The 23,537-nt window shown below is 39.8% G+C and carries 16 protein-coding genes; 3 read left to right on the forward strand and 13 right to left on the reverse strand.

Annotation, left to right across the window (positions count from 1 at the left end; translation table 11 throughout):
- Window positions 1-81: 81 nt before the first annotated feature.
- The 8 genes from AAGF08_RS18865 to AAGF08_RS18900 form a co-directional block, all read right to left on the reverse strand.
- The gene (locus AAGF08_RS18865) at window positions 82-729 is read right to left on the reverse strand and encodes a hypothetical protein (RefSeq protein ID WP_343512950.1); all 648 of its coding nucleotides are present in this window, start codon (window positions 727-729) and stop codon (window positions 82-84) included.
- A gap of 194 nt (window positions 730-923) precedes the next feature.
- Complete coding sequence (locus tag AAGF08_RS18870; protein ID WP_343512952.1) at window positions 924-1,862, reverse strand: ornithine cyclodeaminase family protein; 939 nt, start codon at window positions 1,860-1,862, stop codon at window positions 924-926.
- 166 nt (window positions 1,863-2,028) lie between these two features.
- A complete protein-coding gene (locus tag AAGF08_RS18875) occupies window positions 2,029-2,211 on the reverse strand; it encodes a hypothetical protein (protein ID WP_343512954.1) in 183 nt (60 codons plus the stop codon).
- Between the two features lie 304 nt (window positions 2,212-2,515).
- Window positions 2,516-2,968 (reverse strand): hypothetical protein, encoded by a 453-nt coding sequence (locus tag AAGF08_RS18880; protein ID WP_343512956.1) that lies wholly within the window; start codon window positions 2,966-2,968, stop codon window positions 2,516-2,518.
- A 339-nt stretch (window positions 2,969-3,307) separates the two neighbouring features.
- Window positions 3,308-6,487, reverse strand: coding sequence for a glycosyl hydrolase (locus AAGF08_RS18885; RefSeq protein ID WP_343512957.1), 3,180 nt, complete (start codon window positions 6,485-6,487; stop codon window positions 3,308-3,310).
- 172 nt (window positions 6,488-6,659) lie between these two features.
- A complete protein-coding gene (locus AAGF08_RS18890) occupies window positions 6,660-7,826 on the reverse strand; it encodes a hypothetical protein (RefSeq protein WP_343512958.1) in 1,167 nt (388 codons plus the stop codon).
- A gap of 667 nt (window positions 7,827-8,493) precedes the next feature.
- The gene (locus AAGF08_RS18895; protein ID WP_343512959.1) at window positions 8,494-8,766 is read right to left on the reverse strand and encodes a hypothetical protein; all 273 of its coding nucleotides are present in this window, start codon (window positions 8,764-8,766) and stop codon (window positions 8,494-8,496) included.
- A gap of 188 nt (window positions 8,767-8,954) precedes the next feature.
- Window positions 8,955-9,698 (reverse strand): DUF6090 family protein, encoded by a 744-nt coding sequence (locus AAGF08_RS18900; protein WP_343512960.1) that lies wholly within the window; start codon window positions 9,696-9,698, stop codon window positions 8,955-8,957.
- Between the two features lie 66 nt (window positions 9,699-9,764).
- Between AAGF08_RS18900 and AAGF08_RS18905 the strand changes: the two genes are divergently transcribed.
- Complete coding sequence (locus AAGF08_RS18905; RefSeq protein WP_343512961.1) at window positions 9,765-9,896, forward strand: hypothetical protein; 132 nt, start codon at window positions 9,765-9,767, stop codon at window positions 9,894-9,896.
- A 97-nt stretch (window positions 9,897-9,993) separates the two neighbouring features.
- Here AAGF08_RS18905 and AAGF08_RS18910 read toward each other — a convergent pair whose 3' ends face one another.
- The 4 genes from AAGF08_RS18910 to AAGF08_RS18925 all read right to left on the reverse strand — a co-directional run bounded on the left by AAGF08_RS18910 (window position 9,994) and on the right by AAGF08_RS18925 (window position 17,877).
- Entirely contained in the window at window positions 9,994-10,785 is a 792-nt protein-coding gene (locus AAGF08_RS18910) for a sugar phosphate isomerase/epimerase (protein WP_343512969.1), read from the reverse strand.
- Between the two features lie 586 nt (window positions 10,786-11,371).
- Entirely contained in the window at window positions 11,372-14,152 is a 2,781-nt protein-coding gene (locus AAGF08_RS18915) for an SUMF1/EgtB/PvdO family nonheme iron enzyme (protein ID WP_343512962.1), read from the reverse strand.
- A 1,195-nt stretch (window positions 14,153-15,347) separates the two neighbouring features.
- Complete coding sequence (locus AAGF08_RS18920) at window positions 15,348-16,040, reverse strand: hypothetical protein (protein ID WP_343512963.1); 693 nt, start codon at window positions 16,038-16,040, stop codon at window positions 15,348-15,350.
- A 475-nt stretch (window positions 16,041-16,515) separates the two neighbouring features.
- Window positions 16,516-17,877, reverse strand: coding sequence for a S41 family peptidase (locus AAGF08_RS18925; protein ID WP_343512964.1), 1,362 nt, complete (start codon window positions 17,875-17,877; stop codon window positions 16,516-16,518).
- A gap of 431 nt (window positions 17,878-18,308) precedes the next feature.
- Between AAGF08_RS18925 and AAGF08_RS18930 the strand changes: the two genes are divergently transcribed.
- Together AAGF08_RS18930 and AAGF08_RS18935 are read left to right on the forward strand one after the other, a co-directional pair.
- Window positions 18,309-20,567 (forward strand): CehA/McbA family metallohydrolase, encoded by a 2,259-nt coding sequence (locus AAGF08_RS18930; protein WP_343512965.1) that lies wholly within the window; start codon window positions 18,309-18,311, stop codon window positions 20,565-20,567.
- Window positions 20,568-20,857: 290 nt separating this feature from the next.
- Window positions 20,858-22,570, forward strand: a complete 1,713-nt coding sequence (locus AAGF08_RS18935; RefSeq protein WP_343512967.1) for a hypothetical protein — start codon at window positions 20,858-20,860, stop codon at window positions 22,568-22,570.
- Between the two features lie 144 nt (window positions 22,571-22,714).
- Here AAGF08_RS18935 and AAGF08_RS18940 read toward each other — a convergent pair whose 3' ends face one another.
- Window positions 22,715-23,359 (reverse strand): hypothetical protein, encoded by a 645-nt coding sequence (locus AAGF08_RS18940; protein ID WP_343512968.1) that lies wholly within the window; start codon window positions 23,357-23,359, stop codon window positions 22,715-22,717.
- Window positions 23,360-23,537 lie beyond the last annotated feature (178 nt).

A 23,537-nucleotide genomic window follows, 5' to 3' on the forward strand; every position in this document is an offset into this window, starting at 1 on the left:
GTAGAAAAACCTTGCAGGCAAAAGGTATATACCCAACTAAAAATAATTTTGGAATCGATTGATTCACGTCCTTTAGCTTACTTAATAGAAGAGCTCCACGTAATAACTGGCAAAGTTTTGCCAAAAATTACTTTCATTAATCTGCCAAAGGAATGAACCTCCCAATAAAAGTAAAAATACGGTCAGATAAGGTTTGAAATCGTTTTTCTTTACCAAATCATAACCCAATAATACCCCTACAATTACTAGGTCGAGTATATCAGTAATAGTTAAAGCAGTAAAGAGAGGTAAATCAAAACTTGCTACAAGTCCTCGTCCCACTCCAGGACCAATGGCCAAAATAGCTGTGGCTATCATATATCGCATGTGGGCAGCAGACTTTTTGCGGTAGCCCATGGCTAAGGCCCAAAAGATGGCAAACGTGATTAACCCGCGAATATCAAGTGCCATGAAACCTAAGTTTTCGACCTCTGAAAAAACATCGACTCCACGCCAGTAGGAACCTTTCCCAACCAAAAACATCGAGATAATAATCAATGGCCCTAATATATAAGATACTTTGCCGATAGTTCGGTGAAGTTTAGCTTTCTTAAAATATATTAGCATCGGCTGTATCACTAATAAAACTAACCAGGCCATTAAAAGGGCACCGTGAATATGGATGACAGTAGTTGCGTTTTCGAAGGTTGGGAACTGGCTAGTGTAAGAATCATAAAAACCCCATTGCACGCCGATTATTATGACAATTATGAAAAGTGCTATATAACGATATACATTGGGTTTTTGAATACTTAGCATAGATTTAATTCCTTTGGGTGCCTACTAATCTAATGATTTTTTTTGGTTAGGAGGTTTCATTTTGAGTCAAAATAACTCTATGATATCCAAGGGATTTCTTAAGAATGTTTATTGAACTATTTCTATTACTTACTGTAGCTTTTATAAATTAAGAGTGCCGCAGCAAGGTCTTCGATAGCCAAGCCTACAGATTTGAAAAGTGTAACTTCTTTATTCGAAGTTCTTCCGGGATGATCGCCTTTAATCAGTTCAACAATATCTGCCTTCACATCATTTTCTGTAATGGTTCCTTTGGCGATAGGCAGTGCAAGTTCCCCTGATTCATGCAATGCCCCTGCCCGTGAATCAACAAAAATGGAGCTCTTTCGAATAGCTTCATCATCCGTTTCCCTTGTGTCAGGTTTGTAGGATCCCATCAGATCTAGATGTGTTCCTTGCTTGATCCATTCTCCTTTAATAATGGGGATTTTAGTAGGCGTAGCAGAGGTAATGAGATCTGCTTGTTGGGCTGTTTCTTCTAGGTTAGTAACGGCTTCTGCAGAGATTCCTTGCTCATTCAATCCTTCAATGAATGCCTCCATTTTAGCTGGGTTTCTCATCCATACACTCACTTTTTTAAAATCTCTTACAGCCATATGAGCCTGTGCTAAATGCTGTGCTACTTTTCCTCCACCGATAATCAATAAATTTTCAGCATCTTCTCTGCATAGGTATGAAGCCGCAAGTGCAGATGTGCAAGCAGTTCTTCGAGCGGTAATCTCGGTGGCATTCATCATTGCAAGTGGCTCCCCAGTTTTGGCATTGCTAAGAATATATTGCGCAAAAATGGAGGGAATATTTTCATTGGCATTTGCGGGCGCTACAATCACCTGCTTCATGCCCAGATATTGGTTGTTCCAGACTGGCATCAGGATCAACGTGTTGTCATCTCCTTCTGTCCTTTTATAAAAATGATGGTGCCTCAACGGCATGGTATAATCAGATTGAAAAATTTCCCGAAGCGATTTGATCAGTTTTTTGTAATCAAGAAGTCCAGCGATTTTATCATCGGGGATTAGTAGCATATGGATTTGTTGGATTGGTCTGAGACTCCAAGTTCAAGAATTTATCTAATAATTCTCCTTGAGTTTGTGGTAAGTTCATATGATGGATTTGTATCTACTTACTTTTGGTTGGAGGAACTACTTACAGTCTAAGTTTTAACTTGATCAGGCTTAGAAAGGGAAATAATTACTTGGTTTTTTCAACAATTAGTAAGAAGTCAACTTTTGCTGAACCCCCTAAAAACATCATCGTTGGTTTCACATTCGGAATGATTGAAATGACATCACCCGAAAGTCTATTTAAATACTTTTCTAATTTCTCCTGCATATTGTCACGACTGACTTCAAGACGATGTACTTTGTAATTCATATCTCAACCATATTTTTTATCCATGATTTTACAATTTTTATGACTCAATCCCCAATTTGACTCTAAGTTTTTTAAACCTTAATAGCCTTTTCAACTCCCTTTGTTTGGTGAGGTTATGAAATCATTATTACCCACATGTCTAAAGAGTTTTGTTAAAGGTGGTGAGATGACCTTACTTCTATCCTTGGATTACTTTAAATGGGAACTCCAGGGAAATAAGTGTTTTACGCGAGATGAGTATCGTGGTTAGTTTTAGTTCCAAAGACGATCTGAACTGCTGAAAAAAGAGCTTCCATTAAGACAATTAGATCATCTTTCCTGAAGCTTTTGCCTGTGCATCTAAACTACGTCCTATCAGAATTCCTATCACCATTCCAATGGAAATCCCAAAGGAGATTCCAGTGGATCTCTCAAAATTGGAAAGCACCACAATTCCAAAAAGAACTCCAAAAGAAGTACCGAGACCCATGCCAAGGTTTGTGTAATATCCTTCGGGAGTCAAAGAAAGAAGTTCTTTCATCTTTTTTTGAAAATGGCTAAAGGCTTTCTTGAAGTATCTAGTGTTTTTAGTGCCTTCGGCGTTTAGCCCCAAACCGTCGAGTGTCTGTTCGACCACCTTCATTTCCAGTGTTGACAAATGTTTATTCTCCAAACTTCTCAACTGCCTAATGAATTTTTGAAAGATAGCTCTTTCCGATTTCTGGGTTGTTGCTGAATTTAAATTTTCGAAATATCTAATTGCATCTTTAAGTCTCATGATTTTTGTTTTTCTTATTTAGTGTACCAAGTCAGCGGATTATTACACTTTATCAAAAATATTTTTCGATCGCTTAAAGATTGTCGGCTCAAAAGGTATTAAAAGAAATGTAGGTAAGAATCTCTAAGGAGCTATTTTGGGGATAATTTTAGAAAGCTGAAAAATTACCAGAATTTTAACAATAGGAAGACCAAGCTTGGCAAGTACTCGGGATTAATGGAGTATTACAGACTAATTTTATCCTTACAAATGGGAGTTTGGATCAGGTTACTAAGGCGTAGTTCAAAACTAGGCCTTAGTAATAATTCATATACAATGAAAATGCGTACAATAACCTATCTATTCCCCACCGCCTATTTTCTCAATTTCAATTCGTCTGTCTTTGCGCTCTAAGGCTTTATTGAATTCCTGAATGTCATTGTTGACCAAGTTAGAAAACTGCTCAATGGCCACTTTTAAACGTGCGTCCAAGACTTCGTAGACTTCACCTTGTTGGTCGGTTGGCCGGTAGTCTATGCCACTGGCATTAATATCACTGGCCAAAGCGCTCAATCGACCATAAAGTTTAATAGGGGAACGAAATGCATCTTCACGCGCACCAGTTAAGTGAATGTCATAAAGTTTGGAGGCAACCTCTTCAGCGGCAACTTTCAACCTGAGTGCCTCTTTCTGTGTTTTTTTATCCGACTCTTCAGCGAGAATTAGGTCCAGCTCTTTACGGAGTTGTTCCACAGCATTGATATTACTGACAGCCAAATTCATGGCATCGCGCAACTGTAAGGAGAAAGCGACTTGCGCTTTTATGTCTTCCAAACTGCCTTCAGCATAAGGATCTTTCAATACGTTGAATTTGGCTGAGGTCTGGTCCACTTCATTTCCTGCTGTATCTGTTAAGATCAAGGTAGCCATGTATTCACCCGGAACAACTCTTGGTCCATATTGTCCTGCCATCAAGTCTAAGTCCCATTGCACTAAAGGTCTCCAGCCTTCTCCATTGAGCTGTACCCAAGGTCGGCCGGGAGGGGCAACCCGAAGTTTTGGCTGAAAGGTAGGTTCATAGCGAAGATCCCATTGAGCACGGTTGGCACCTGCTTTTTTACTGGCTTGAAGGCTGCGCACCAATTCACCATTGGCATCTTTAATCTCAATTTTAGCATCTCCTTCAAAGTCTTCTGGCAAATGATAATTCAGGCTGGCACCATAGCTTGGATTGCGACCGGAGCTGAGGCTACCACCATCTGTTTTAATGCTTTCACGGTCATTGAATCGGTATGCGTCCCGTACTTCATAGAAAGAAAGATTTTGAGTTTTATCTAGATTTCTGATGGCAGCAAGATCATCCAAGATATAATAGCCACGACCATAGGTACCAACGACCAAGTCGTCAAAACGCTCCTGAACTTCCATCCAATAAACAGGTGCAGGAGGTAAATTGAGTCTTAATCGACTCCAGCTTTGGCCATCATTATGGCTCACATAAATACCCTTATCAATCCCTGCATAGAGCAAACCTGGCCTTTTGGGATCTTCTTTAACCACATGGACAAAACTAGATTCGGAGCGAGGAATGCCATCCGAGATCTTTGTCCAGCTTTGACCATAATCAATCGTTTTGAATATATAAGGATCAAAATCACCCATTTGATGTAAGTCAACGGTCACATAAGCAGTGGCTTTGTCGTAACGAGAAGGTTCTATATTGGCGATGGTACCCCATTTTGGAAGGTCTGGAATATTGGCTGTAAGGTTTGTCCAGTTTTCACCTCCATCTTTGGTCAATTGCACTTGTCCATCATTGGTGCCCACCCAGATCACACCCGATTCGAATTTTGATTCTTCAATTGCAAAAAGGGTTGCTCCGTCAAAAGTCATAAGGTTGTCAATGGCAACGCCTCCCGAGTTCTGCTGATGGTCTTTTAAGTTCAAAGTCAAATCAGGGGAGATAATCTGCCAACTTTGGCCATCATCATCTGTTTTATGCACGAACTGACTACCAACGTAAACTCTTCCTTTCGTGTGAGGGGAATGACTTAAAGGGAAATTCCAATGCCAGCGGTATTTCATATCTGCCGGTGCCCATCCATAGCCAGCTTCTGGCCAAACCCGTACTTCTCTGGAATGACCGGTTCTCAAATCATGTCTTTCCAAACCGCCATCATAGCAACCAGACCAAATTATATTGTTATCTGTTGGGTCAGGTCGGGCAAATCCACTTTCGCAGCCTCCCACACCTTTCCATAGCCCTAAAGGAATATAGCCAGCTAAAGAATTACTTGGCCCCATGTACGACCAACCGTCTTGTCGGTTACCAAAAACGTTATAGGGGATCTGATCATCAACTGCCACATGATACATTTGAGCAATAGGCAATACTACCCGCTGAAAGGATTCTCCATGGTTAAAGCTGATACTTACACCCCCATCATGGGCCACCATCATGCGGTCAGGATTAGTGGGGTCAATCCAGATGTCATGGTTATCGCCACCACCTCTAGGCGGTCTTGGGTTTCTTGTTTTGCCTCCATCGAGGGAGTGGACAAAGCGCACAGACATGGAATAAATCTCATTTGGGTCACCTGTATTCACTCTGAGTCTAGTGTAATAGGGTGCACGTTCGTTCCAATCGTGCTCCTGGCTCATCAATATCCAGCTCATGCCCTTGTCTGATGAACGCCAAACTTCGGGGCTTTCTGCTTCAAAAAGTGCATAAACCACATTCGGATCACTATGTGAAACGGCTACAGAAGTTTTACCTACCGGTCTTTCTGAACCGGAAGTCAAGCCATTCTTACTCATGGGTTCCCAGGTATCTCCACCATCGGTAGATTTATAGATGCCACTTCCAGCTCCACCTGAGTTGAGCCCCCAGGTATTGATGTTTATAGACCACATGGCCGCATATAGAATGTCCGGATTTTGTGGATCAATGGCTAAATCGGAGGCACCTGTCCCTTCATCAATGAAAAGCACCTGCTCCCAAGAATCCCCTCCGTCTCTACTTCGGAAAATACCTCTTTCTTTTTGTGGACCATAGGTATGCCCTAATGCAGCTGCATAAACTGTGTTTGGGTCATTTGGATGTACTAATACCCGCCCAATTCGACCCGTTTTTTCCAAGCCTTTATGTTCCCATGTTTTACCTGCATCGGGGGAAAAATAAATCCCATTTCCCATGGCATGTGCAGGTCGAATGACAAACGTTTCCCCTGTTCCAACCCAAACCTGTTTTGGGTCAGATGGAGCTAATTCTACGGCGGCAACGGATGAAATATCCTGATCATCGAAAATTGGCCGCCAATTGATCCCCATATCTTCTGTTTTCCAAAGACCCCCAGAAGCCGCACCGATATAGGCAACTTGTGGATTACCCAGTTCGCCAATAACGGCGATGGCGCGATTACCTTCAGGACCGATAAATCGGAATTGATGATTGTTGAGTTGCTCATCCAAAGAATTCTGAGCGAAGGTGATAGAAGAGATTAACAGGAGTGATAAAAAACTAAGTAAGGCTTTTTTCATGGTGTTGTAGATGCTTGGGAATTTCAAAATAAGGAATAATACAATAACATTTATTTGATTCCTATGAAAAGAGAGATTGACTATTGATTGGTAAATAGAAAACCCATTTTCTTTTTCGGTACTGGTATGTACTGGCTGCGGCAGATCTTCCTATTCGATGAGAAAGGAGGGGTCAAACCTTTTTGTACACGATTAATCCAGCAAATACGAGTACGATCAAAATTGAAATCAAGATTACTGTTCTCCAATAGAGTTTATCAACCATGCCATCCATTTTGTCAAAAGTCATTTCCAGACTCTGAGTAGTCAAAGTAGTTAAGTCTTGAAAAGTTGCTTGCCGCTGTAGTGTCAGCTCTTCGATTAATAAAGCTAAAACGATCTCTCGTTCACTTTTTATTTCATTCAAAATAATTTCCCGTTCTTGACGCAAGGCCTGGATTACAGCATTTCGCTCAGTACTAATGTCCTTAAAAGCTCCTTCGCGCTGGTTTTCGATTAATTCAGGACTGGATTCTATAAAGAGTACCATCCGCTCTAATAAGCGAGCCAACGAATCAAATCGACCGGTTAATTCAGGGTTGTTCAATGTATTATTTAATAAATATTCGGCCTCCCAGCGCACTTCCTTGGGCAAAACCTCCATATACGAACTGACTTGAGAGCGCAAGCCATCGAGACTTTGTGCCATGTCTACTGCAAGACCTTTAAAAGTAACTTTTTCGGCCGTTTGAATTTTCGTCATCAGTGGGATGGTAGATTGTCTAATAAAATACGAGCTGGTGATAGGATGCTCTTTGGCAAAATCCGTTACAATTTTAGTCCCTTCTGAAATATCATTATCCGGGACTAAATTCCTGCCAATGTTTAATAAATCTTCCCAGAGTAAATCCAGAGTCCTTACAGCGATCTGTTGATAGTCTCCAAATAATCCCTTACCGGCACCTTGCTCAAAATATAATTTCATCTGATAGGTAAATACTGCAACATCGACAAATCCAAGAAAAGGGTCATTGTTGTATATCGAGGCATTAGCAACAGGGATGGCATTCATTTTCCACGTTAAAGCTTCCTTATCTATAGAAGCATTCGAAGAAACACTCATAATGCTGTCTGCAGATTCTGTGATGGTCCTTGAAAACTTATAAAAGAAGTCATTCATTGTCACTCGTAATTCAAGCGGAGATAGTTCTATTCCCCCCCCACCTGGGCCAACTGATTCATTATTCTTTTTTTGTGCCAAGCTTATCGGACTGACCAGTAAAAAAATGAGCAAGATCCTGTAAACCAAAGGAAATCTTATGGAGGAAAGGGTGGTGCTTTTCGACTTTAATGATTCCATAGTGTTGTTTTAAAATAAATAGTTTAATCAGTTCATCCGATCCTACAAAAAACAATTATTTCCGATTTCTTTTATTTAGGAATGAGTTTTTTAAAAGTGGTTGAACCGGAATAAATTAAAAATAAGGAATTTCTAGCTCTTGGAGTAGCGTTGAATGAGAGGAATAGAATACTCTGGACCCTTCTGAAGCGCAGAAATTATTCTGATCAATAGAAATAAGCTAGCAGGCAATTAGATATCAAACGAAAATAGTTCAGAGTTTCATCTGCTATGACTATCGATTTTAATCGTTCTAAGACTATTGAGAGTTGAAAATAAAATATTCTTTAAAATCCGTTCAGAATTGGAATTGTACAAAACCCATAAGAATAGCTGGATTCCAGCGCTAGGAATCCAACCCTAGGGAGGAAGGTACTTTGGATTAAAGTGATTGATTTGGATAATTGATAAAAGATTTATTCACTTTTAAAAAGATATTTGGGTAGGACAAGGCGTTAAAAAACAATTAGGTAGACTGTTTTGGTCTTGGGTAGTCTGCGACAATTGTCTGAAATAAGGTAGGAAAACTCTGCTTAGATAAAACATTGATGAAACACTCGAACGGGGCAAGCAAAAATACTCACTACTAAAACTATTTGTTTGAAACTAGAAATGGATGATCATTACTTTACTTTTGATCGGGTTCATAATTACTCTTTTTGAAACTCAATTTTGATATTTTATCTTTTTTTCTGGTGAGAAAAATACCTAAGAGTATCAAGATTAGAGATGGGATAAACGTTAGTCTGGCTATTGGACCTGTGCCAAGCGCAAGATTTCCAGCCTCAATGATCCCAAGACCATCCAGATCCATTACTATTAAAAATGGACCAGAACCTATGATTAGTAGCCAAATACCAGCTTTCAAGGTTGGGTGAAATTTCTTCCAAGCTAATTGCATATCATAAGTTAAGGTTTACCAATGAAAATCAAAACCCTACTAAGTTTAGTTAAGAATCAGTTCGTTATGTTGGAATTGCATATATAAACCCAGATAAAGTAGGGATTGAAAAAAGCACTGAGAATAGCTGGATTGCAATGCTAGGAATCACGCTACGGCGGGTAGGTATATTAGATTGATGGCTCTGATTAATTCTCAAGGATATACTTTAATAATTCCTCTGCTCTCCTTTTATCAGTGGATTGATATCCTCTGATTGTTTTCCTATGGCCCAATATGATTTTCAGATTTTGCTTAAAGGGGAAACTTGATTTAATACCTTCAATATCTATATAGTAATTCCCAATATCTGAAAGTGTGGTATCGTTTTCATTTAGAAGCAATGTCCCATCCACGTATTTGATTCGTTCATTCCAGAAGTCATGCCATAAGGTTTGCTCGATCCTTTTATAAAAGTTTTTCCCCCAATCATTTCCAGTATAGTAATTGTCCAATAACCGCTTTAACTGCATGTCCTTGAAAAGTGCGATGTTTCCGGTAGAGATCAGGTCGTTGTAGGTAGATTTATTGAGTGCGTAAGTAGGGTTCCATACAGCGAATTTTGTTGCTCTGGCCACTGACAGTTTATCTAATTCTGGCTGTTTTCCTTCTATAAAATCTAATAATTGGCGACCATAGTTTTCAAATCTATCATTTTGCGCCATCGTCCGGTCAATGGATTTAATGTCACTTTCAATATCAGATTTAAGGAATTCCAGGTATGATAACCTAACTCTTTCAGATTTTTGTGCTTCATTCCAATTGTTTACTTGAAGTGCTAGCAAAATACCTATCATCACCAATGCTATTTCACCAAAGGCATATACTAGGTATTTACTGAAGTTGCTTTTGGCGATTAGTTTTTGCCTGATTTTTCTAAAGAATTGTATCATTTGCTTTTGTAAAGGAGTAAAGTAGTCTGCAACTATGGTTTTGATGCAGTTATATCCAGCTATTTAATGTACTGCCTATTCGGAAAAGAACCAAAATATGCTATTCTGGATGCCTCTTTCCCAGCTTTGATTAATAGTAGTGTTGGCTGGTTTAATCCCCAACTATTGTCGGGAGTGGGGACGGAAGACTACGCTTAGATTACGATCCGAAACACTCCCAGAGGATGAAACCAGAAATTGAAAAGGCTGAACCCGTAAGAATTCAGCCTCACCAGATCTAAAATTAATAAAAAGTCTATTCTTTGGTAGTTTCAATGACTCCTCTAAAATAGCCAAGAGATTCAGCTATCCCCATAAATGGATTGTCCATGTTTCTCTCATGTTCCAGGCTGCACACTCCTGTGTAGCCAACTTTTCTGATCATTTTGACCATTGCCGGAAAGTCAATAATACCACGGCCTACCTCAAGAGAATAGCCCTGTTTTGTCGGTCCTGTCACGTCCTTGATATGCATATCAAACACGCGGGTGTGATATTTTTCCATATCAGCCACCGGATCTTTTCCGTTGCGGGTGTCATGTCCAATGTCCAGGCACATACCAATTCTTGGATCGAGATCTTTAGTATGGTTCCAGACATCGTCCGCATCCTGATAGATATTGATATCTGGCCCGTGTAAATGAATAGCGAATTTAAAATCATATTCTTTCACTTTTTTATCGACATAGGGGAGCAGCTCCACATTGGGAACACCCACGATCAGCTTTACCCCAACTCGTTTTGCATACTCAAATGCCCTATCGATTTCTTCTTCAGATTTCATATAAATCGGGCCAACCCCATATCCTATGATATCATGTGCCTTCAGCTTTTCATGAAAGGCAGCAATTTCAACATCGGTACTGCTCATTGGCAAATGAAAATCTTTGATGCAGAGATAATGCACATCCAAGGCTTTTAAGGTTTCGAGGGTCTTGTCCAGATCAAATTTCACGAAGGTGTAGCCGGCAATGCCTACCTTGAATGTTTCACCTGTTTCAGGCGGAAGTTGTGGTCCAGGTCTACTGTCCTGTGCTTTGCAAACCATCAGGGAGAGTGCAAAAACAATTGTTAAAAAGGTTGATTTCATATGTTTATAATTTTTCTTTTTGGTCACCCCGAATATTCGGGGCAGGATATGGAATCTCGCAGATTATATTCATTCCAGTGTGTGACTTTATAGTCATGCCTGTCTGCCATTGGCAGGCTCGATCTCATATGGTTATTTTAGGAGTTATTATTGGCCAATTTAATAAATGCGCAGCAAAGAGAAGTATTGAGGTTTACTAATACTGCGGAATCGTTTCCTTTGATTTGGGCGGATGCGTATTTGGAATTGTAGGATTTGATTGAGGTGGGTTATTGGTGATGAATTAATTCACTTTAAAAGATATTTAAGTAGGACAAGGCGTTCTAATCAACCCGTACTGGTAGGTTGTTTTTTTAGGCCTTGGGCCAGTTTGTAAGATTGGAACATATACTTGGTGCTAAAAAGATCTGACTAAACCAAGACGGTGAGATGCTTCACTCAATGCCAAAAACGATTTGACTGAACCTGGGCAGGGTTTAACATCCATGATTTAGCAAACCTTTAGTTTGAGCCCCCTTAATTAGAAAAGTGAATCTTGAATGCATTAATTCATATCCATTACGCACCGAAATCCTACAGTTGCATTCCGTTCGAAGCCTTGGCTTACGCGGAGTAATTGCTGGCGGTGTGTCAACTCCCTCGGGCCTCCTTGTACATACCACCACGAACCAGAGGGTTTGAAATAAGATCCGCCTTTTAAAATGATATATCGATGGCTTCCGGATTGATATTCATCTTGAGTCAGTTGCCAAACCGTTCCCACTAAATCTTGGATTCCCCAGGGATTGGCTCCTGTAGGATGTGAGCCTATTGGCTCTAAAACACCATTGCCCAAATTGACCAAGGTGGAATCTATACCTTCCAAATGGACGAAAGTCAGAGTTTCCGTGACTGGTTCCAACCTTCGATTTACAGGAGTTTCCTGGTTCCAAGGCCAATCCCTTTGTTCTCCAGCCTGAGCGGCATATTGCCATTCTGCCTCTGTTGGCAATCGCTTTCCAGCCCATTTTGAATAGGCTTTGGCATCCTCTAAACTTACATAGGTGACAGGGTTATTTTCTTCTCCATCAGGTATTTTTCCACCATTCCAATGCTTTAGGAAATTAGCCGTGTCAGTAGGTCGGTAGTTGCTTTCCTTTAGGAATTCCTGAAACTCTTTATTTGTGACAGGGTATTGGTCCATCCAAAATGATTTCATTTGAAGTGTTTTACCTTCGTCTTGCTTTGGATAAGGGATAAATCCATCCCCATGGGTGGTTTTGAAAAGAAACTCTCCTGATGGGATGAGAATCATTTTGGAAGGGGAATTCAAAGAAGGGCTAGTTCTTTCGCTAACTGAAATCCTTCTTGGTGTACCGGGTTTGAGATTGAGAATAATTTCATCTAGTAAAATTCCTTCTTCCAGATATTGTAAGACAAAATCTCCCTCATATCTTCCAAAATGCTCAGAAATCCGGATCTTTTCTGCATTTGGACTTAAAGACAATGGCGTATTTTGATAGCTGGGGTTACCTTTCCATATTCTGATTTCACCTTGATCCTTTTTACTGGAAAAATGAATAAAATCACCGTTAATTTCTCCTTTTAGAATTATCGGGAATTGCGCGATGCAGTCAACGGCCCCTTCATTGTTTGTTCCCAATTCATATTCTGGGAAAGCATCCGTTTGCGCTTCTACCATCCATTTTCCATCAATTTGGACTGGTTCCAGGTTTTTGTGATACCAGATGTCTACAAAATGGCTTTTTTCATCAGGTTTTACCTCAAAAAGGTTTCCTTTAAATCCCTGAGGAATAATGCTGTAGATGGTGAAAATGGTTTTTGAGTCTTTTTTCCAGCGATTGACCCAAATACTATCCCGAATGGTGGGAATGAGAGGGGTATAGCCTCTAGAAGTAAAATTAAAAGTGTTTTCTCTAAGGATTTGGGAGGTTTTTCCTAGAAATTCATATTGATTTTCAACCCAATCTGGCTGTCCTGGCGCCATGATATTGATCTCGGTTCCATATCCATTGAAGAAAGCTGTAGCAAATTCTCTTTTTATTTTTTCTTTGAAAAGCTCTGCCACTCGGAATATGGCAAACTCTGGTTTGATCAACTTATTCAAATTGAGCATTGGGGGATAGTAAAGAGCATTATGAACTCTTCCGGAAACGATCGTAGGCATAGCTTTTGGCACGGCCATCCCTTCGCTATACATAATGACACCCGGTTTGGCTCGATCCGCTGCATTTTGAAAATCTTTCCCTGCTTCTGCTTTGGTATCCAATACCACCCCATCCGCGTCAGTCGCCAAAATCAAATCAAAAAGTCCCTCAAAATGGTCTTTTTCTTGGGTATCCACATCCCAAGGATTGTAACAAACAAAAAATCGAGTTCCCTTTTCCCTACTCATTTGAGCCTGATTTCTCATCGCTTCCAGTCCACCGGGTAGATCTTGGAATAGATCAAACTGGTTTCTTTGATCTAAACCAAGGGTAGGCCAAGTAGGCCAAATACTCACGACCTCATCGCCTCCATAGAGTTTTTTACCACGATCGAGAAAGTCTTGAAGAGTATATTCACCCTTCTCAATGTCATAGTAAAATTTGTCCCATGCATACATCAGATGCATGACATAGCTATGGCGAATCCACTGGAGATCCTTTCTTTCAAAAAGCTCATTGTCAAAATTATCTAAGTCAAAAAGCATTTTTTCTTGAAAAACCCGAGTCAGTCCGTTTTGCCAGGTGCCTGAATAATCCAATAGGTATAAATTGTAACTAACCGACCCACCGGGGAATAGGATGGTTTCAAACCTTCTCCTCGTGCCTTTTTCAATACTTTCCCTTTCTCTTCGAGTTAAAGCGGCAACCTTCAGCGCTTCTGTTACAGCATATCCGCTATAGCCTAAATCCCATGCATTATCTGGAACGATGACGTTGACAGGGCTTTGATCAGGAAGAAAAAGATGTGTTCTGGAAAGGCCGTGATTCCCCTCGCCAGTGATATAGGCCTCTGCATTTTGACTTGAAAAAGGGAAGACATTATGAAGCTGAAGGGTGTCCTGGGAAGTATTGGTAAAGCTGATTTGCCAAAAACCGTCCAGTGAATTGATGGATAATTTGATTTGCTCAGAAGGTGAATGGGAGGTAAAATGTAATTCTCCGATTTGGTAGGAAAATAGAGGGAGAATTTCACTGACCCTAATTGTTTTATTCTGGAAAGTGAAAGATTCAATCAATTGATTTTCATCCAGATTGAAGCCAAGGTTTTGATTTTGAGCAAGTGAATAATGGTAAATAAAAAAAAGTAAAAGTACGGAAAGGAGTTTTTTGGGATTCATGGAATGAAATGTCTTCGAAAAAGATAATAAAAGACGGGCTAATTGAAAAGACGTAAAAGTATATAGTACTGCGATCCCCTAGAGTTTACAGCGAAATGAGTCTTAAAAAATTAGATTGTTAAAAGTCAGATTGATAGTTTTTACCATTTAGCAAAACTCAATCTCCGATAGGATAAAACCGCCAAAATCGAGATGTTGAATAGTGTTCCGCTGATCCAAAATACCCAAGATAGGATTGGCACAGTTAAACCAATTGCACCCCGAAGACTGGACGGGATGGTAAGGGTAGTAAAGCAGGACAAGGCCTTAAAAAACAATCCTCGAGTTGTTTTAAACTAGTGCCGGTCCGTGATAATTGTTTGGAATTGGGTTGGCAATCTACGCCTTGACAAAACACCGATCTGAAACACCCACCCAGGTTTTGATTTTATTTAAGCTATTAAAGTTTCAAGAGCATAAGAAGCTCCAGCCAAATTAAGGTTCTGTTTCGCATATATCGCTTTTATGGTAAATGCTGCAAATAGAACAAAAGTTGATAAAAATATTTTTTTCATGATAAACTATTTTCGAATTCTAAAACTTATTAATAATCAATTAGTTATTACTACTGTTTTCCTGTTTTTATTTTCCAATATTAGTGCTATCGAATAGTCCTTACCTTACTTTTCAAAGTCTCAGTATTCCTTTTAGCCCTTCTCTCGCAATATCCAGTATAGGGCATATTTTAAAAAAACCTTATCCGTGTGGAAAAGGCTTTGTGGTTTTAATCAATTCCAAAAAAAGGATGCTTCATTTTCTTAACATCCAATTCAAAATTAGTTAGAAAGTAAAGCGTAGTTGCAAACTACGCTTAGGCGATGATCTGACTAAACTCAGATAGAGTTACATTTTTAGAATGCACCTCAAATCAAAAAGCTGGAATCGATCATTTAATGGTATTTTGGTGATCTTGTCCCTTTCTTAAAGTTTCTGTCAACTTCTGCTAAAAATCCCAGGCCAAGCTGCAAAAAAGGATTGTCAAACAAATCGCTTGTATTCCGACAACATTGAGACCGACTATCTGAAGTCACGAGCATTTTATGACTACTCTTTTATGAATCATAACGTTGGTCTAGCTTTTCAGATACCTTTAAAATTATATTGAAATAAAAAACGCTAGCCAAAATGACTAGCGTTAATTTCAACTTATATGATTTTATTTTTTAAAACTATCTTTAGTAATTTCTCCTGATAACCGTGCTACAGATGGATCACATGAAGGAGCGTCATACAAATCAATTACTTCTGAAGATCCACATTGTGTTAATTGGATTAAAACATCAATGCCTAACTCGTTTAAAGGAAGGTCAGTTGCGCAAAGCACTATATAATCACCATCAACAGTTTGAAAAGCAATTGGATATTCAACTCCGTTCAAAGTTAATTTGTAAAATTCATTAGTTTCAGGAACCTCAGAAGCAGCTACATAGAAACAAGTTCTATAGCTTTCATCCGGATTACACGCAGGGCCAATGTATATGTCCCCCTCGAGACCACCTAGACGAATCTCAGTAATATTCAAATCACAAATATTGACTGTAGGGTCATTGTCATCCAAGTCAGTTTCACTGCATTCATTGTCAATGTCAAAATATCCATCCCCATCCATGTCTATGGCATCTCCATGTCCCTGATGAGCATCTATAGAATTCACACTTACATTGATAATATCTCCCTTATGGCAAATATTAATTTTAGGATTTAGCCTAGCGTTTAAATCTTCAGTTGAAGAGGCTACTTGGTTTGATTCATTGATTAAAGAGGTGTCTTGAGGTAATTCCTCAATGCCCTGGTCTACACAGGCCATAAAGCCTGCCATTACAAATAATACTAAGATAAGTTTTTTCATAAGGTATTTGGGGTTGTTTAAAAAAGATTTAGTTAATAAAAATCCATGAAATTAACTTTGGTTTTAACTACTTAAATCAAACGATACTACGCTAATATCATGGATGGATTGAAAATATACGAAAAAACCATTACAATATTATTAGGTGGTATTTTCTAATGAAAGAGACTTTATCCTAGGAATAGATTTAATAGAAAAACAGATCAAGCACGAAGCAATTTGATCAAATTATTATACCCAAGATTGTGGGAGAAGGAGGTGTATATTATCTGAAATGCCAGCTATTTCTTAATTCTAAAACTCTTCCGTTATGATTAGGTTGATTGGGGCGAATTATTGACAACCTGTTTAGTTGCCTCTAATATGAATAATAAACCTTGTAAAATGTAAGATCCTTGATTTTATCACTGTCCGTGTTAATATAATACTAGCGATTTTCTTTTCGATCCCGTTTGTTTTTATTAAGTCTATTTATTCAATTTTCTCCGACTATTAAAAGTAATGCTTTTTCAAAATGTAGGTCTCTATTCCTTTCAATATCTTCTAGAGAATAAATGATTTCGTAATCAGGCAATACACCTCTGTTTACTGTGTTTTGTTTTGCTGATTTAGGGTAAAAAATATGATATCGTGGGATCCCTATCTCCAATTTGGAATTTGGTAAAACGACGAGTTGCTTTGACCCTGCAGCGTAGCCTTCATATCTTGAGCCCGTTTCTTCCCCTATCATAATGGCGTCTGCATACTCATTTAAGTACCTGGCAAGTGTGCTTCCTGACGAAAATGTTTTCCCATTCACCAGTACATAGATTTTACCTCTAAATGCTAATTTTGAAGGTTTGGGCATATTGTAAACTCTTTCTTTGCCCTCCCAGGAAATAGATTTTTTCAAAAACGTATCCGCATTGTCAGGTTTTAAAATAAATGGAATCATGTCATCTGCAAATTCATTTCTGCCACCCGTATTATCTCTCAGGTCAATGATGAGTTGGTTCACATTTTTTTCGGCCAATTCCCCAAAAATACTTTTGTACATTACCGTAGACTTGACTTTGTACTGATTGACTTTACTGTTATCGAAGGAAGGTAATTTTAAAACAGCATAATTTTCTTCGAATTGCAAGTCATAAAATGAATTGAGCTCCGTTTGTTGTGGGTTGTCATCATCAGAAATATATTTTTTGACGTTTGCAACTTGATTTGATCGGATAAGAGCCTGAATAGTGGCTGTTTTTTGCTCTTCCTTATCGCGGGTATATTCAAACTGATATGCGTCTGTTCGCTCAATATGAAAGAAGTAAAGCCAGGGAAATCCGATTTCGATATTCTTATTTGAATAAGTAAGAATGTCTCCATCAGAGGGAGAAACTTTATGCAGCTTTTCTAGGATGTCAGCTACGGTTCTTCCATTAATAGAGATAATCTTATCACCCCTTTTTAATAATTGTTCATTGGAATAATCATCCCAAACGTACAATTCATTAGAAATTAATTTCACAGAAACAGGAAGGTAGGGGTATGTATTATCTGGAATTCCTTTGTGAACCGTGTCTAGCCAATTTCCCAGATTAAAATGGCCTTCATTACTTAAGGCACATATTTCACTGACTAAGGTAAAATATTCAAAAATTGAAATAGAGTCCCCCTCTAAGGAATTCATAACCACTGAAGATAAACTATCAAAATTCGGATTGTAGTCATATAATGCTGGGTTATACTCTTGAATATTTTTGCGCAGAAAAGTTAAGTCATTAAGAGCTAGCTCTTTTTCGATGGTTTGTCCGAAAACTGGTAATTGACTTATGAAGAAGAAGAATGTAATGATTGTTGCTTTCATTTTGTGTTTCAGAATACCACCAACTTATTTACCATTCAAATTATACCCTCATTTGGTTGATAAAAAATTAATTTGGGCTTGGTTTTATTTGTAATTATTCCCTTTGAAATAGTGGTTGATTCAAGATCTTAAATCTAAACTTCAATTTCAAGTGTGCTGTGAATTTCCGAAATCATAGTAAAGTTTAGATACTCCAGACAATTGCCGAGGACAAAGCTTAGATGACGATATTACTACACAGGCGGGCGTTCAAGGAAAAAACATCTAGTGCTAAAAATTCTGAAACAGCCGGAAAGGGACTCTGTCCGCCTAGTCATAATTATGTTTTATATTAGATACTTTCTGTGTTTTGGTGCGGGAAAATAATTAATAACAAACCGTTTTGTCGAAAAAGACTCTCAAGACGGACTTAACTGTATCACCTATCATCTATGAAAAAGACATTATATCTGTTTCTGTTGACGGTTATTGGACTGGCGCTTTCTCTTCAATCTTATGGCCATCCCGGTCATACAGATCCTGAACTGGAAGAAATTAATGATTATTTAATGGCCATTCAATTGATGCGCCATAACGATCCTCAAGCGGTTGCCCTCTTTGAAAAATGGAAGCAATTGCGGGAAGCATCCTGGAAAATAAGGGAACTTACCGATAACGAAAATCTCCTGATCAATTCCACTGAGGTCATGGACCAAATTAGTATTGCTAAACGCTTGCAAAAGGATCTTTTGAGTGCTTGCCGAAACTATTTCCTTCAATTGGAACAAGAACAACCGATAGTCAGATTTCTGTTTGGTGATGATGGAATAAAGGTAGACTGGGATGATCCTGAATTTGAGGTGGAGGTTCAGCATTCCCAGGTGGTACTTGTGAAAATGACTAACCAAAGCCAGGAACAGCTTACCTTCAATATTTCTGGAAAATACAGCGATGATATTCTTTTTTGGAAAAAAGATATCCAGCTAAAAGGAGGAGATTCGAGATATACCTTTGCCGTTTTGCATCCCTTTAAAGAAGGAGTTTCGGAAAGTTCGATTCTTGTTAAAAATGAAAAAGGTCATCAGGCAGAAGCTAACTTACATCTCAAGAGTGTTGCCATGAAGTCGGTGCCTTCCAGAGTATTTCCTGGAAAAACGATTGACCTGATGTCTTTATCTGCCTATGACCATGTCGATAACGATCAACTGCCGGATTTTGACAGAGCGATTCGTTTTCAGGTGACTGATGCGGAGACTGGGAAAGCCCTTACTGCCAGAGTTGAAGTCAAAGATCAAAACAATAATTTATACTGGACACCTCTTAAAGGTCCTTCCTACGCGATGAATCGTACGACAGGCTGGAATACAACACTATGGGATTTTCAACCAGGACCTTATTTTTATATTTCCAATGAAGCAAGTCTCGGAGTAGAACCGAAAGGAAAAACCGCTTCTATTTACCATGGATTTGAGTACAAACCGATGACCATTGAAGTGCCTGAAAACGGAGAAGTGAAGGTGAAACTGGAACGTTGGATTGATATGCCAAAACTGGGCTGGTATTCAGGGCATACTCATATTCATACGACTGATAGTGGAATGCCGGTTATGTTTTCAAGGTATTGGCCTTTGATTACTCAGGCAGAAGACCTTCATGTATCTGCAATCCTCACGCTGAAAGGAGAATGGGACACCCATGCTATTTATGCCAATGAATACCCGATGGGTTTAAGAAAAGCATTTAGCACGGATGAACATTTGGTTACCTACGATCAGGAATACAGGAGTAACCCCTATGGACACTTGATCTTTTTGGGGTTAGATTATCTGATGCAACCGATCAGTTCGGGGGCACTTGGAGAACTTGCAGGCCCTGACTATCCGCCCAACGCTCTGGTATTACAGGAGGTATTGGATAATGGAGGAACCACCATAGGTGCTCATTTTGGAAATTTTATCACCAAAGGGGAACAAATCAAAACCCCTTGGCCATCTACAGGTTTTGAAATGCCCGTGGATGTGGCATTGGGAAAAATCCAGCTTGCCGAGATCTATGGCAATGGAGGTCAGCAGGCAGTATGGTACGATCTGCTCAACTGTGGGTTTCAAGTAATGGCTACTGCCGGCCCCGATTGGGATATAAAGGACACACCCAGGGTATATGTGAATCTGGAAGGAAAGCCTTTTACCTTGGAGAATTGGAGAGCGGCTTTACAGGCGGGAAGAAGCTTTATCACCAAAGGCCCGATGTTGTTTTTTACGGTTAACGGACAGCTTGCTGGAACAGAGATCATTACCAAAGGCAAAAAGGAAAAATTTGAAATTTCGGCGAAAGCGCTTTCTCCAGATGGGGATTTACCGGTAGAGATCGTTTACAACGGGAAAGTGATCAAATCTGGGACTAATCTGGATGAAACTATCACACTTGAAGATTCAGGTTGGCTGGCCGTCAGAACAGAGGGAGCACACTCCAACCCTGTTTTTATCAATTTCAAGGATAGGCCAGCAGGAATGTCAGGGCCTGCGGAAAGATTCATTGAAGTCACTGACCAATTTGAAGAGTGGGTCAACACAAAGGGCCTATTCTATACCGAAGAGCAAAAGCAGGAAGTATTGCAAGTGCTGGAAGAGGGTAGAAAAGTATTTAGGGGAGTTGTAGAGAATGCTAAAAATATGGGCGATAATATGCAAAGGGCAGGTAATCAGGATTGAAGGGTTTGATTGAGGTGGGTTATTGGTGATGAATGAGTTTGTTATTATAAAGTTACTATGGCAGGACAAGGCCTTAAAAAAAACCCTTGAATTGTTCTAGCCTTGGGGCGGCTTTTAGTAAAGGCAAAAACGCATTCTACCTAGATCTATCTAAAACTCCCAGACAGGGAATTAAATAGGAAGAAGATGAAGTATGCGAGATAATAGGTCAATTTCGACTTTTGATATCTGACATTTTAATCCATAAGTTTAGCTAAGAAATAACGCAAACCATTTTTTCTTTACGATCTATGAAACGAAGAGAATTTGTCCAATATGGTTCAGTAGCTTTTTGTGCCGCTCCACTGTTAACTTCTATGGTTTTTCGCTCCAGCGCAAAAGAAGAAAGCAAGCCCGACTGGCTGCTGAGCTTAATAAAAGCGAACGATAATCAGCTTGATCGGCAGCGTGGCTACCGGGTTTCTGACATGAATAGTCCGGCATACGGAGGCTTCCTAGACGGAGTAGAAATCCCCAATGCGCATTCTACGGTAGCATTTATCCGAACGGCTGGCTGCGCCTTACCAAGTCCTGAGAGCAGGTATTATCGATCCGAAGAAATAGCCAAAGAACTCGAAGACGCACTAAACTACCTCCTGAAAATTCAGCACTCTGACGGTACCATCGACCTGCTTTCTACCAATTTTCACTCCACGCCAGACACAGGTTTTATAGTTAAATGGCTGATGCCGGTGTACAACATTGTCTTAAGGGAAGACAGCAATAGATACGATACTCAGTTGGAACTCCTAAAAACCTTTTTGCTACGAGCGGGCGAATGCCTGATCGTCGGCGGCATTCATACGCCCAACCACCGCTGGGTGGTATCTGCGGCATTGACTAAGCTGAATGAGGTATGGCCCAATCCACGCTATTTATCTCGCATTGAGGAATGGCTGGGTGAGCACATTGACATGGACCCCGACGGACAGTACGACGAGAAGAGTACCCTCATCTATTCTCCTCTCACTGATCGGGTGCTGATTACCATCGCCAAAGGCACGAACAAGCCAGAACTCTACAAGTATGTGCGTAGAAATCTGATGATGACCACCTATTATATTCATCCCAATGGTGAGATAGCCACTGAGGCCTCGGGCCGACAGGATAAGGCAGCAGTAGGAACGATGCAAGGCTATTACTATCCTTACCGTTTTATGGCCTTAAAGGATCAGAACGGTATTTTTTCGGCTATCTGCAAAGAAATTGAGTCTACCGTACTGGAAAAATCTGTCTCCCAATTACCTTATTTTCTGGAAGATACCTCCCTTTGGAGGGAACTCCCCAATCCCACTTTTTTGCCAACGAGCTACGCCAAAGCATTTCCGTACTCGGGTCTGGTTCGCATCCGGAGGGGTGACTGGGATGCCACTATCATTTCCCAAAACCCCACGTTCCTGACGTTTCATAAAGGTAATGCAGTGTTGCAGGGCATTCGCTTTTCAGCTTCCTTTTTCGGAAAAGGACAATTCCAGGGGGACGAGATCCGGCAGGAAGGCAACGATTATGTCATGGAACGAAAACTTGCCGGGCCCTATTATCAGCCCTACCCCAAAGACTCCATCGATCCTGATGGCGATTGGGATAAAATGCCACAAAGTAAACGTGAACAAAGCGAAATACAGTACCTCACCTCGAGGGCTAGCATTCGGGAGGTCAGTGATGGAGTGGAATGTGACATCGAAATCACAGGTACCGATAACGTTCCGGTTTCGGTTGAACTTATTTTCCGGGAAGGAGGGGAGTTCCAAAATGTGGAAACCTTATCTGCTGAAAATGAATCCTATCTCCTAAAGACAGACGAAGTAGGAATGTATACGCTAAAAGGCGACAAGCTGACTTTCGGGCCGGGACTAAGAAAACACAAGGGTGTTCAACTACGCGGAGCCTTGCCTCGGATGTCCGCACCTACGGTGTACCTGACAGGTTTTACGCCTTTTAAGCATACCTTCAGGATTTCTTGAGTAGAGCTACTTGGAATTACAAATCCCCTAACACTAGTACAAAAGGACAAAGCTAAAAACATCCCGTGCCAAGATCGATCTGAAACTCCCAGATGGGGCAAACTACACTTAGTCCTAACCAGCGTTTCAACTTCCAAAGGGGGACTAGTTCAATTTGTAGCTGTTCAGTTTCCATTTCCGGGTGTTACTCAGGCAACCTTTGCAGTTATCATATTCCCTATTCTCCATTTCGTAAGGCCCAATGCCTTTTAGAAATTTCGTTTCTGTTTCTAACCAAACTAGTTGCTTCTCGTAAGCGCTGTAATACTTGTAACTCTTTACCCGAATGCACTCAATCAATCCAAACGGAGTTTTAATTTTCGGCTTTCCACCCTTAATCCAATGATCATAATCAATATAACCTGTATGCGTTGAAACCAGAAATAATTCATCTTCGGATTTATCAACATAATCTGTATTTAAATATTCCAACCATTGCCCAACCCAATTCTTTATACTTCCATCAGATGATTCATGAAATAAAGCCCTGTATCCCTGGTATACATCATCTGAATTATATATTTCAATGTAATTGTTGCCGTTAACAACCCATTTTTCAGAGTATGTTCCTGTTACTTCACCTTTATTGTCAGATAGCGTTACGGTGTAATACCAGCTGTTACCTTCTTTTAAGGGGAAATAGGTATAACCAGTATCTGGAAGTTTTATTTCGTTGTTGTCGCAACTCAGAAGTAACATTAAGAGTATTACTTGCCAATTCCACCGTTCTATAAGTGAATGAAGTCTCATACTTGATTTTTTTGATCAATCAATTGATAAGAGAATATAATCATTAAATATGAATAGATCATTCCTTTAATCCTGTATTTGTGCGGTGCTACGATTGTACTGATATTATTTGCTATTGTACATAGTGTTTTGGAGCAGAAGCGTAGTTACAAACTACGCTTAGATAACGATCTGACTA

This window comes from Algoriphagus sp. SE2, assembly GCF_039563885.1.
Lineage (GTDB): Bacteria > Bacteroidota > Bacteroidia > Cytophagales > Cyclobacteriaceae > Algoriphagus.